Here is a 12,008-nt window from a genome sequence, read left to right on the forward strand (position 1 = left end):
TTTTGTCCTTGAACTCCTTTTTGTTAAGCAATATGAATGTGGTACGTTTTCAACCATTCATTTACTTGGAGCATGTACTCCATTGCACTTCTTGCTTCAAAATTGTTAATCTCTTTATTACTTTGATCAGCAATAGAAAGTAATGTGGAATAGTTAATAAGTGAGAAAACAGGATTGTTTTTATTGCTGCACATATCAAGCGTTAAATTGCGGATTGTTTGTAAATAGTGTGGATCTTGTGAAGTAGGGTAAGCGCTTTTTCTTCTATTTCGCACATCATCAGGTAAAGCAGGTTTCAGTGCTCTACGCAAAATACCTTTTTCAATATTATCAATACTTTTGATGTTAAAAGGTACGTTCCATAAATATTCAACTAGTCTATAATCGCAAAACGGTACACGAACTTCAAATCCTACAGCCATACTCATACGGTCTTTACGGTCGAGTAAGAACGGAAGGAATCGTGTTAAAAATAAATAAAACATTTGCCGTTGTTTCGCGGATTTTTTACTTTCACCTTCAAGAGTAGGTACTTCAAGAGCAGCCTCATGGAATCGTTTATTAATATAATGCTCAGGATTACATTGATTTGTTACGTCATTTAATAATAGAGAAGATGTATTTTTCCAGTTTGTTAACCACGGAAACTTATCTACATATAATAGTTCTTCTTGATGAAACCAAGGATATCCCCCGAATACTTCATCAGCAGATTCTCCAGATAAAGCTACGGTTGCATCTTTTTTCATTTCGCAAAATAGTAAATAAAGTGAAGTTTCCATTTCGCCAGCACTGGGTAAATCTTTCGCGTGAAGGGGAACGAATAAGTGATTTGCTAATTCTTCTGCATTAACAACAATGTCATGATGCGATGTCCCTACATGCTCAGAAACACGTTTTACCCAAGGAGCATCTAGACCAGTTCGAGCAAATGTCAGTTCGAAATCTTTGGCGCTATTTACAAAATCAACGGAATACGTATGAAGTGTTTTATTTTCAGCAGCAAATTCTTTCCCCGCTAGTGCAGTAATACCGCTAGAATCTAATCCTCCTGATAACATACAGACGAGAGGAACATCGGCAATTAATTGTCTTTTTACTGTATCTTGTAAAATAGATAAAATATGTGATGATGTATCTTCTGTAGAATCTGTATGAATCTTACTTTCTAAATTCCAATACTTTTGAACTACTTTTTTATCACGTGTGAATGTTATAGAATGTCCAGCACGAACTTCTTGAATATGTTTAAAGACGCCACATCCTGGAGTTCGAAATAAGCCTAATCCAAATATTTCATTTATTCCATCCGCATCAATTTCAGCAGGAACAGATGGATGAGCTAATAACGCTTTTATTTCAGATCCGAAAATAATACTGTCATTTCTTTCTGTATAAAAAAGTGGTTTTACACCTAAATGATCGCGTGCTAAAAATAATTGTTGCTTCTGATCATCCCATAAGGCGAAAGCGAAAATTCCGTTTAAATGTTGTACGCAGTCTTCTTTCCATTCTAAATAAGCATGTAGTAGCACTTCTGTGTCTGAGTGTGTTTCAAATGCATGCCCACATTTTTGAAGTTGCTCTCTCAGCTCACGAAAATTATAAATTTCTCCATTATAAGTAAGAGCATACGTATAATCACCGGCACGGAATGTTTTTGGCTGCGTCCCGCCTTCTGGGTCAATAACAATTAAACGCCGGTGTGCAAAGGCCGCGTGAGGTGAAAACCAAAATCCTTCAGTATCCGGACCGCGATGCTGAATACTATTCGCCATCTTTTCTAAAATAACATGTTCATTGGAAAGATCCTTTTTCCAATCTACCCAGCCTGTAATTCCACACATACACATCTCATCTCCTAATTTAAAATAATTAAAAGTAGATTAATAAAATAAAATGTACACTAAGTTAAAGAAAGACTACATAAATAGTGTACTACATGAATTAAATTGTAGACTTGAGAAATTTTTCTTTGAATGCACAGTTATATGAGACAATGGATAAGGGAAAGTATTCCATTGTATACAAAAAATAATAAAAAGATGAGAGAAAAATTTTTTCTGGACGTTATATAGGGTGTAAAAGCTTTTACAAAAAAATAAGGGGAATCGCTACATGAAATCAAATGAGAAAAATTATATAAAAAGATTACAGCGGCAAAAAGAAGATGCGCTAGAATTTGTTGTTGATACATATGTACCATTAATAAAAGGAATCACGCATAAAGTACTGCTGCCAATTCAAAATGATGGAATGATAGAGGAATGTATAAATGATATTTTCCTATCTGTTTGGAATAACGCAAATAAATTTCATGGAGAGCCGAGTGATTTTAAAAAATGGATTGCGGCGATTGCAAAGTTTAAGGCAATTGATTATTACCGGAAAGCGACTAGAAAAGTAGAAATCATTTCAGATGAGTTTCATATAAGTACGGAAAAATCGGTAGAAGATGAACTAATCGTTATGGAAGATAGAGAAGAATTATTGAATCTCATTAATCAATTAGAACCGTTAGATCAAAAGGTGTTCGTTATGAAATATCTCCTCGGTATGAAGACAGAGGAAATCGGGGACAAATTAGGGTTAACTCGAGCAGCGATAGATAATCGTGTGTATCGGGGGAAGAAGAAACTACAACAAGATGCTACGAATATTAGTTTTGGAGGTAGTGTAATATGAAAGACATTTATGAACTATTAAATGATATTGATATAGATGAAAAAGAACTTGAGGAACTTGAGACTTCTGAAATTGAAAAAGAAAAAGTGAAACGTAATTTAAAACGATCTATACGTACGAAGAAAAAGATGAAAACTTGGAAAAAAGGTGTCGCTGCTGCATCCATTTTAGTAGGATTATCAGTTGCAACACTCGGTATCGGATTTCCTACATATGCTGGAGGGTTGCCAATTGTAGGTGACATATTCCGCTTTTTAGATAACGGTAGAACAGGATTATATGAAAATTATAAAGAGTTTTCGACTGAGCTGAATATGACGAGAGAAAGTAATGGGGTTAAGGTTACAATTAATGATGTAATTTCTGATGGCAGAACAGTATCTATAACGTATTCACTAGAAAGTGAACAAGATTTAGGGAATGATCCTATCATATTAGGCGGATTGGATATAATGGACGCTCATGGTAGTTCAGGAAGTGGAAAAATGACTAAAGTTACTGAAAAAAAGTATGTAGGTATGGTAACAACGACGCATCATGATAGTAATAAAAAGGACAAAGTAAACTTTAGATGGAATATAGAGAGAATAGAAATGCCAGATAAGAAAAAATCAATACAAGGAAATTGGAATTTTGCGTTAACTGTAAAATCAGTGGATAGTAAAGAAAGAACAATTGGTGGGAGTTCGGAAAAAGAAGGTATAAAAGTAAATATGGAAAAGGTCGCAATGTCGCCGGTTTCATTTATTCTTTATTACAATCAAGAAGTTTCTAAGGGTGCGAGGAAAGAATGGGATAGTGTAGATGTTGAATTGGTGGTTAAGGATGATTTAGGGCATGATTATTCGGGTGAAGGAAATGGGGGAAGTGGCAAAGATCTTTACAATATTCGATGGAGTGCTACATTCCAAAAGTTAAACGAAAATGCCACAAAGCTTATCGTTACACCTCACGTGCACTTGCAAGTTCATACACCTGAAAATCATGGTGGAGTGGAGTATGTGAATGGGAAAGAGAAGAAAATAGAAGTGCCGAAAAAAGAAGCGAAGAGTAAAGATATAGTGTTAGATGATATTGTCATTGATTTAAAGAAATAAATAGAGAGACTGCCTTAAAAGAAGGCAGTCTCTTTTTGTTAAGAACTAGTAACGAGCAATGCATGCGGATGCTGCGTTTTATACTCATCTTTCCATGGAATGTTTAGTTGTTCCCACGTTTCACCGCTATCATTGGATTGAAATACGCCATTGTTATTTAAAGTGTAAAACGTATGTGGTTCTGCTTGATTTGTAGCAAACATCGAAATGACTGTACCGATTGCAGATGGTAGTCCTTGCTGTACTTGCTCGAAAGGAGTATCTTTCGTTTTTCGATATATATAAGATTCATAAGGAATGCGGTGATGAGCGAGATCGGCACTTGGCGCAGCAGAAACGAGAATTGTATCGCAATCAGCCGGATCGATAGCCATGCTGTATAAATAATGATGTTCAAGTCCTTCACTGCATGAAATCCAGCTGTTTCCACTGTTATAGCTTTCAAGGTATGCGCGATCAGGCCCGCCCATAAATCCGTCACCACATGATGCATAAAGGCGATTTGGGGCTTCAGGGTGCATGAGTAATTGATGCGCATCGATAGGAGCACCGAACTTTTTATCAATCCATGTATGCCCTCTATCATTACTTTGAATAACAGCACCAGCTTCAATTGAAACATGGATTGTATTTGGGTTGTTTGGATCAACTGTAATCCAGCGTACGTGATGGGTAAAAGGTCTAGGCGGGAAAGCCCACGTATAAGAAGATAATAATGATTTCATATTTTTAAGTTCAGTCCACGTTTCACCACCATTTTCTGAACGGAATAAAGCACTAGGTTCTGTTCCTACATAAACGACGCCATATCCGTTAACTTGTTCATTAGGACCTATCGTAATGGAAGTGATCGAAGAGTGTAAAATCCCATCTTCTTTAGGGAAATCAAAGTAATGATATGAATCCCCAATTGGTTTCCACGAATCTCCGCCATCGTCACTTAGCCATAAACCTCGTCCAAATGTACCGCAATATACACGATTCTTTTGGAAGGGATCAACTGCGATACAGGTAGGTTGCATATTTTGTAAGTGATATGCTGTTTCATAGTGACCGTCTTGTTTTTTTACTACAACAAGTTCACGCTCCATACAGAGAAATAGTCGTTTCAATTTTATAACCTCCTTAAAAATTCTTACATTAGTAAACAATATGAAAATAAAAAAGAAGTAGTCTTGTTTTTAGTTGAGAAAAAGGACTTGTTTGAAAAGTAGCGAAGTTTGTATACAGAGGAAGCGGGATAAAGGTCGGGAGTTTGTTTCATACTAACATACAGATATTGCACTTAAAGGGGCATTTGTATGGGACATTCACATGATCACGGTCATTCAAAAAATAAAAAGGCGTTACTAATTGCCTTCGTATTAACGACAAGCTTTATGATTGCTGAAGTTATTGGGGGATTTGTAACAAATAGCTTAGCACTATTATCTGACGCGGGGCATATGTTAAGTGACGCAGTATCCTTAGCTTTAAGTTTACTTGCGTTCAAGCTTGGAGAAAAAACAGCGACGGCTGCAAAAACATACGGGTATAAGCGAGTCGAAATGTTAGCGGCATTATGTAACGGTGTTGTTCTTATTGTCATTTCAATATACATTTTTATTGAAGCAATTCGTCGTTTTAAAGAACCAGTTGAGATTGCTAGTAATGGAATGCTCATTATTGCTGTACTTGGTCTGCTTATTAATATTTTATCAGCCTGGATATTAATGAGAGGCGGAGATGTGAAAGGTAATTTGAATTTAAGAAGTGCTTTCTTACACGTACTAGGCGATCTATTAGGGTCGGTTGGAGCGATTATTGCTGCGTTACTTATTAAATTTTTCGGATGGACTGCTGCAGATGCGATTGCTAGTATTCTTGTGTCTATTTTAGTCATTATTAGTGGGTGGCGTGTAACGCGTGATACAGTCCATATATTAATGGAAGGTGCACCGCAGCACATCGATATTGATGAAGTGAAAAATACATTGTTAACGATTGTGATTGTAAAAGAAGTTCATGATTTGCATATATGGTCTGTCACCTCGGATTTTCAAGTATTAACTTGTCACCTTATTATTAAAGGAAATGAAACACAAAGTGTATTAACAGAGGCAACAGATTTATTAAAAAGGGAGTTCCATGTAGAACATGTCACCATTCAAGTAGAAATTGAAGGTGAATTTAATCATAATGAGACAACTTGCAAAGTATGAAAGAAAAAGGATTAGAAAAAGTGTCATAACATTTTTCGCATGGCATACATATATATAATGTGGCCACAAATACTTTGTAAGGTAAATATTTCATAAGATTACTTTACTTATTAAGAATCATCTTTTATAATCAAAAGTGGTAATTGATAAAGATTATCATTTTCAATGATCGTAGAAAGGAGTTTTTTAAAAGATGAGTAGTCAACTCCGTTTTGCTGTTGAAAATCGTAAGAGGCATTTAATTGATGAGTTAATTGGAGCAGGGGTGTTTAAGATTCGCGACCGACAATTATACGAGCTGTCTTTAGAGGAATTGGAAAAAGAGTACGAAGATATTGAAGATTACGTAAATATTCAGGCATAGCATATAGATTATTAAAGAAGGAGCTGGTTACACTTTTGTGTAACCAGCTTTATTATTCTTTCATAGAAATCATTTTTTTAGGGTATCAAATGCATGTGAAAAAGAGATTGTTTTTGTTGGCAGGATATCAAGAAGAAACGTTTGTTGGAGATAAAAATAAATTAGCGAAGCTTTCAGGAGTATTTTCCTATATAGCCGGAGTTGTTACTATAATATTACCGTTTGGCTTAGAAAAAATAGGTGATGTAGTTGGTATCGTATATGCTATATTAGTTGTTTTGGGTACAATTATGTTTCTTATTGAAGCAAATCTGTTAAATAAGAGTACTACAAAATGAAAAAAGGCTTCATTCTACGGAAGCCTTTTTTCACTTTGTTATGAAGTATGAGTAAAAGCTGGAATAGGATCAACAAAGATATTCCAATCTTGTTTCATTTCTTTTTCTGTTAATGCCAATAAATACGAGCTCAGTTATTCGATCTCCATATCGTTTATCCCAGTTTTTTCATAACTAAATAAATTTGTGTTGTAGTAGGAATCATTTGGACAATCATCCAGTTAAATATAAATATAGTGAAGGAGAGAAAATTGATCTTTAATTGAATTTCAAAAGAATAAATTCTGCATATTTTTATGAAATATAATCATAATCGCGACGCCAAAAAAATAAAAATAAGAGTAATTTGGTTTGTTAAAAATATGTGTATAAGGAGATATGAGATGAACTGGGTTACTCATAAACCATCGTTTGAATTTGATAATTTTAGCCATATTATTCGGTCGCAATCTGCTTGGAGTGGGCATTTGGATTTCGCATATGATTTAGTACGATTTGAAAAACCAGGAACTTTAGTTGAGCTAGGCACACATTTAGGTGCTTCCTTTTTTAGTTTTTGTCAGGGGGTAAAAGACGGAGGGTTGTCAACTAAGTGTTTTGCTGTAGATACTTGGGCTGGAGATGAGCATACAGGTCCATATGGAGAAGGGATTTTTCATATAGTAGAAAAAGTTGTGAATATTAGTTACCCTAATATAGGAAATCTAATTCGGTCTACTTTTGATGAGGCTCTGGATCAGTTTCAAGATGAAACGATAAATCTTTTGCATATTGATGGCTATCATACGTATGAAGCTGTTTCTCATGATTATAAAACATGGTTACCTAAAGTTGCGAAAAACGGTATTGTATTATTTCATGATATCGAAGTTAAAAACGGTGATTTCGGTGTGTATAAGTTTTGGGATGAGGTCAAGGTGAAACACCCTCATTTTCAGTTTGGGCATTCATATGGACTCGGAGTTTTATTTCCGAAAGGTTGTAGCGATAAATTTTCGGAAATACTTAAAAATAAAGAAGAGATACAAAATATGTATAAATAAAAGAGGGGCATGCATCGATGAAATGATGTATGCTCTTCTTTTTTTAGAAAGAGAGTTTTAGGAAACATTAAAAAGGTTAGGATTATTTTATTATAAATAAAAATACGATATTTTTTATATTTTCCATTGCGAAAAGTAGCATCTACTTTTACAATAGAAAGGGTTGTGCATATATTATACTGGAAAAATAAATCGAAATAATATGAAAATTTTGTTTTGTCTTCGCTCATTGTATACTACATACATGTAAGACGACACACATCATGTTATCGACTTGTAAGGAGAGAAAAAAATGAAAAGTGTAAGATTACCATCGATGCCAGAAATTATCGTTCTTTTAATGCTATTTCTTGCTGTCGTCTTTTCCTTCCAAACGATTTTTGATCTCCCAATTCAATTAGCGCTTTTTATTTCATGGTTTTTAGTTATTGCGCTTGGATTAAGGTTAGGATTTCGTTATCAAGAATTGCAAGATGCAATTACGAAAGGGATTTCTAATGGATTAGAAGCAATTCTTATTTTAGTTGCAGTTGGGGCTTTAATTGGAACATGGATTGCTGGTGGGGTTGTACCTACATTAATTTATTATGGATTAGAATTCATTCACCCTAGCATATTTTTATTGGCAACTTTAATTATTTGTTCAATAACTTCTATCGCGACAGGAACATCATGGGGAACAGTTGGAACAGCTGGTATTGCTATGATGGCGATTGGTGAAGGGCTAGGATTACCACTTCCGCTTGTTGCTGGTGCAGTCCTTTCAGGAGCTTATTTCGGGGACAAGTTATCACCACTTTCTGATAGCACAGTTCTTGCAGCCTCTATGGCGAAAGTAGATGTTATTGCTCACGTTCGGGCTATGCTCGTATTAGACGTTCCTGCTTATATTATTACCAGCATTATGTTTACTGTTGCTGGATGGATGTACGGCGGGGACAATGTAGACTTGAATAGAGTAGAGTTTTTAAAAGAATCTTTATTAAAGCACTTTGATATTAAAATATGGATGCTTGTTCCAGCGGTCATTGTTATTGTGCTATTGGCGATGAAGAAACCGTCTATGCCAACAATTGCTATGGGAGCTTTAATTGGTGCAATTTGGGCAACTCTTTTCCAAGGAATGAACTTTGGAGAGGCGATTGGAACAGCATATAACGGATTCTCAATTCAATCTGGTGTTGAGTTTGTCGATAAGTTATTAAACCGTGGTGGAATTAACGGTATGCTCGGTTCAGTAGCCGTTATTATTTTCGGCTTAGGTTTTGGTGGACTACTTGAAAAGTTAGGTGTTCTTAAAGTAATCGTATCAAAATTTGAGAAGAAATTAAATTCTGCAGGTAATGTAACATTGTCTACATTAATTGTTGCGTTTTTAGCAAATATATTTGGTTGTGCGATGTACGTATCACTTATTTTAACACCAAAAATTATGGAAGATAGCTATGATAAATTAAAAATAGACCGCCGCGTATTAGCACGTAACTCAGAAGTAGGTGGAACGTTAACTTCTGGTATGGTTCCGTGGTCTGATAATGGTATTTTTATGGCTGGTATTTTAGGTGTGGCAACGTTATCATACGTTCCGTTTATGTGGTTAAGCTTCGTATCACTCATTTTAGCAGTTATTTACGGATATACGGGCAAGTTCATTTGGTATGTAGATGACGCTGAAAAAGGAAAGCAAGCATCATAAAAAATACCTTCTGCGATAGCGGAAGGTATTTTTTTATACATACAAGTGAGAATTCTTATCATTTGAATGAAAGTCTGTTAAAATGAGAAATGTAGGTATTTTATTTTCAAGGGGATGAAAAAATGGAGTACAGAATTGAAAGAGATACATTAGGAGAAATGAAAGTTCCAGCTGATAAATTATGGGCAGCACAAACACAGCGTAGTAAGGAAAATTTCCCGATTGGAACAGAGCATATGCCGCTTGAAATTGTAAAAGCATTTGCGATTTTAAAGAAGAGTGCAGCGATTAGCAATCAAAAATTAGGGAAGTTATCAGAAGAAAAAGCACAAGCGATTGTGGAAGCTGCTGATGAAGTTATCGCTGAAAAATGGAATGAACATTTTCCACTTGTCGTATGGCAAACAGGTAGTGGTACACAATCGAATATGAATGTAAATGAAGTAATTGCAAACCGCGGTAATCAAATTTTGAAAGAAAAGGGATCTGACGTACATATTCATCCGAATGATGACGTGAACATGTCTCAAAGTTCAAATGATACATTCCCAACAGCACTTCATGTAGCGTGTGTAATTGCGGTAGAAAATCATGTATTGCCAGCTATTACGAAATTAAAAGAAACATTAGCAGAAAAAGTAACTGCATTTGAACATATTATTAAAATCGGTCGTACACATTTACAAGATGCAACACCTTTAACGTTAGGACAAGAAATTAGCGGATGGCACCGTATGCTTGAAAAAACAGAGCGTATGATTGCAGATAGCAATACATATATGAAAGAATTAGCAATTGGTGGTACTGCAGTTGGAACTGGAATTAATGCACACCCTAAATTTGGTGAGATGGTAGCAGAAGAAATTAGTCTGTTTACAGGTAAACAATTTGTTTCTGCACCAAATAAATTCCATGCGTTAACGAGTCATGATGAAGTTGTATTTGCACACGGAGCATTAAAAGCATTAGCTGCGGATTTAATGAAGATTGCTAACGATGTGCGCTGGCTTGCAAGTGGTCCGCGTAGTGGTCTTGGGGAAATTATTATTCCTGCAAATGAACCAGGAAGCTCTATTATGCCAGGTAAAGTGAATCCAACGCAAAGTGAAGCATTAACAATGGTTGTAGCACAAGTTATGGGGAATGACACAACAATCGGATTTGCTGCGAGCCAAGGTAATTTTGAGCTAAACGTATTCAAACCAGTTATTGCTTACAACTTCCTGCAATCTGCTCACTTATTAGCTGATGCAACTGTTTCATTTAATGATAAATGTGCAGTCGGTATTGAAGCAGATGAAGAAGTAATTAATGAAAATGTAAATCGTTCATTAATGCTTGTAACAGCGCTAAACCCACATATCGGGTATGAAAATGCCGCGGAAATTGCGAAGCATGCTCATAAGGATGGATTAACTTTAAAAGAAGCAGCACTGCAATCAGGATTACTAACAGAAGAGCAATTTGATGAAATTGTAGACCCGAAAAAAATGATTGCTCCGAAAGAGTAATAGAAGAAACCAAGGTTCTTAGTATAGAATCTTGGCTTTTTTTGTATATTCATTTTTATGCTTCCTCCACTTGTACTATTGCAAGCTTCAAAAGATATTATTTGTTAGCAGACGTATTCATTACTTTCATATGTGGGCAGTTCTCTTTTAAGAGTAAAATGAATTTTTCTTCTTCTTGTGGTACGAAAGTTGTCACTGAGTCAAATAAATTATAATCAATTTCTAATTGCTGCCTAGTCCATTTTTCTGAACGGAGTGTTTTGCCAGAGTATTTAATGTGACGAATATCTTCAAATGGAATTTCAGTACGTAGTATGAAACCGTTTTTTATTATGAGAGAAGATTCCGTTATGTTGTAGTGAGAGAAATAGAATGAAGAAAGATTCACGATATTTAACAGCATCATAAGAGTGAAAAAAATAGAATTTTCATTTTGGAAGAATAGCGAAATGAAAAAAATAATTATAAATAATGTAATGAAAATGACATGAAATGGATTTTTTTTCGCTTTAAACTTCAAGTTAGTCACCTCGTTATACGTGTTCATTAACTAAATTAAATCATAACATCGCAATAAAACGTGGTAATATGCAGAATTGCATATTCTTTCGGTTTATTATTCGTGTAAAATTTTTTGATAGGATAAATTTAAATGAAGTTTTTAGTAGTGGAGTGGCATAAAGTGACTAACAAGAATAGAAGTGTAGTGCTAGTCATAATTAGTTGTATGATGATTATGAGTGGCTGCTCAAATAGATTCGTTGAGGATGGAAAGCGAAAACATGTACTTGTACAAGTGAGTAAAGTTTTAGTGGAAGTTGTTTATAAAATATATAAAAGGTAAAAAGGTGTTTCTATATGTGGAGACACCTTTTTTGTAGTTAAAATTGAATGCTGAAGTTTTGGAATGAGTGAATGCCGGTTCTATGTTGAACGAGGTTGTTATCACTTAAATATTGAATAGCGTATTTTATTTCTTTCAATATAGTAGGAGAAAGACCAAGTGTATGATGTGAACCGTAAACCAAGGGTCTTGAAGAATAATCATGCTCTATTTCACATCCTATAGTAAT

At 35.0% G+C, this 12,008-nt stretch carries 12 protein-coding genes and 2 pseudogenes; 9 read left to right on the forward strand and 5 right to left on the reverse strand.

Features of this window, described 5'->3' with window-relative positions; translation table 11 throughout:
- Positions 1 to 23 precede the first annotated feature (23 nt).
- A complete protein-coding gene (asnB, locus tag KPL75_RS22730) occupies positions 24 to 1,847 on the reverse strand; it encodes an asparagine synthase (glutamine-hydrolyzing) (RefSeq protein ID WP_219917880.1) in 1,824 nt (607 codons plus the stop codon).
- Positions 1,848 to 2,118: 271 nt separating this feature from the next.
- Between asnB and KPL75_RS22735 the strand changes: the two genes are divergently transcribed.
- Both KPL75_RS22735 and KPL75_RS22740 read left to right on the forward strand, forming a co-directional pair.
- Positions 2,119 to 2,685: a sigma-70 family RNA polymerase sigma factor gene (locus KPL75_RS22735; RefSeq protein WP_219917881.1), complete on the forward strand. Its 567-nt coding sequence runs from the start codon at positions 2,119 to 2,121 to the stop codon at positions 2,683 to 2,685.
- On the forward strand, positions 2,682 to 3,782 hold the full coding sequence (locus tag KPL75_RS22740) for a DUF4179 domain-containing protein (RefSeq protein ID WP_219917882.1): 1,101 nt from the start codon (positions 2,682 to 2,684) through the stop codon (positions 3,780 to 3,782). Before KPL75_RS22735 ends, KPL75_RS22740 begins: the two co-directional genes overlap by 4 nt.
- A gap of 38 nt (positions 3,783 to 3,820) precedes the next feature.
- Here the strand turns inward: KPL75_RS22740 and KPL75_RS22745 are convergent, their stop codons facing one another.
- Positions 3,821 to 4,894: a WD40/YVTN/BNR-like repeat-containing protein gene (locus tag KPL75_RS22745; RefSeq protein WP_219917883.1), complete on the reverse strand. Its 1,074-nt coding sequence runs from the start codon at positions 4,892 to 4,894 to the stop codon at positions 3,821 to 3,823.
- Positions 4,895 to 5,083: 189 nt separating this feature from the next.
- On the opposite strand from KPL75_RS22745, the gene KPL75_RS22750 reads away from it, so the two are divergent.
- From KPL75_RS22750 to KPL75_RS22760, 3 genes are all read left to right on the forward strand, one after another.
- Positions 5,084 to 5,983 (forward strand): cation diffusion facilitator family transporter, encoded by a 900-nt coding sequence (locus tag KPL75_RS22750; RefSeq protein ID WP_219917884.1) that lies wholly within the window; start codon positions 5,084 to 5,086, stop codon positions 5,981 to 5,983.
- Positions 5,984 to 6,176: 193 nt separating this feature from the next.
- On the forward strand, positions 6,177 to 6,347 hold the full coding sequence (gene fbpA / locus KPL75_RS22755; RefSeq protein ID WP_219917885.1) for a Fur-regulated basic protein FbpA: 171 nt from the start codon (positions 6,177 to 6,179) through the stop codon (positions 6,345 to 6,347).
- A gap of 89 nt (positions 6,348 to 6,436) precedes the next feature.
- A complete protein-coding gene (locus KPL75_RS22760; RefSeq protein WP_258237051.1) occupies positions 6,437 to 6,685 on the forward strand; it encodes a DUF3784 domain-containing protein in 249 nt (82 codons plus the stop codon).
- A 38-nt stretch (positions 6,686 to 6,723) separates the two neighbouring features.
- Here the strand turns inward: KPL75_RS22760 and KPL75_RS22765 are convergent.
- Positions 6,724 to 6,853 (reverse strand): annotated as a pseudogene (locus tag KPL75_RS22765) (cobalamin biosynthesis protein); the annotation flags it as partial.
- A gap of 215 nt (positions 6,854 to 7,068) precedes the next feature.
- Here KPL75_RS22765 and KPL75_RS22770 point away from each other — a divergent pair.
- The 3 genes from KPL75_RS22770 to fumC all read left to right on the forward strand — a co-directional run bounded on the left by KPL75_RS22770 (position 7,069) and on the right by fumC (position 10,935).
- Positions 7,069 to 7,728: a class I SAM-dependent methyltransferase gene (locus tag KPL75_RS22770; RefSeq protein WP_219917887.1), complete on the forward strand. Its 660-nt coding sequence runs from the start codon at positions 7,069 to 7,071 to the stop codon at positions 7,726 to 7,728.
- A gap of 292 nt (positions 7,729 to 8,020) precedes the next feature.
- Positions 8,021 to 9,424, forward strand: coding sequence for a Na+/H+ antiporter NhaC (gene nhaC, locus KPL75_RS22775; protein WP_219917888.1), 1,404 nt, complete (start codon positions 8,021 to 8,023; stop codon positions 9,422 to 9,424).
- A 122-nt stretch (positions 9,425 to 9,546) separates the two neighbouring features.
- A complete protein-coding gene (gene fumC / locus KPL75_RS22780) occupies positions 9,547 to 10,935 on the forward strand; it encodes a class II fumarate hydratase (RefSeq protein WP_219917889.1) in 1,389 nt (462 codons plus the stop codon).
- A gap of 97 nt (positions 10,936 to 11,032) precedes the next feature.
- Here the strand turns inward: fumC and KPL75_RS22785 are convergent, their stop codons facing one another.
- Positions 11,033 to 11,455 carry a PH domain-containing protein gene (locus KPL75_RS22785; RefSeq protein ID WP_219917890.1) on the reverse strand — a complete coding sequence of 141 codons (423 nt, stop codon included), beginning with the start codon at positions 11,453 to 11,455 and terminating at the stop codon, positions 11,033 to 11,035.
- A 132-nt stretch (positions 11,456 to 11,587) separates the two neighbouring features.
- Between KPL75_RS22785 and KPL75_RS22790 the strand changes: the two genes are divergently transcribed.
- On the forward strand, positions 11,588 to 11,779 hold the full coding sequence (locus KPL75_RS22790; protein WP_219917891.1) for a hypothetical protein: 192 nt from the start codon (positions 11,588 to 11,590) through the stop codon (positions 11,777 to 11,779).
- Between the two features lie 37 nt (positions 11,780 to 11,816).
- Here KPL75_RS22790 and KPL75_RS27520 read toward each other — a convergent pair.
- A pseudogene (locus tag KPL75_RS27520) lies at positions 11,817 to 11,960 on the reverse strand (MBL fold metallo-hydrolase); the annotation flags it as partial.
- Between the last annotated feature and the right edge of the window lie 48 nt (positions 11,961 to 12,008).

The organism is Bacillus sp. NP247, from assembly GCF_018966865.1.
In the GTDB taxonomy this organism is placed as follows: domain Bacteria; phylum Bacillota; class Bacilli; order Bacillales; family Bacillaceae_G; genus Bacillus_A.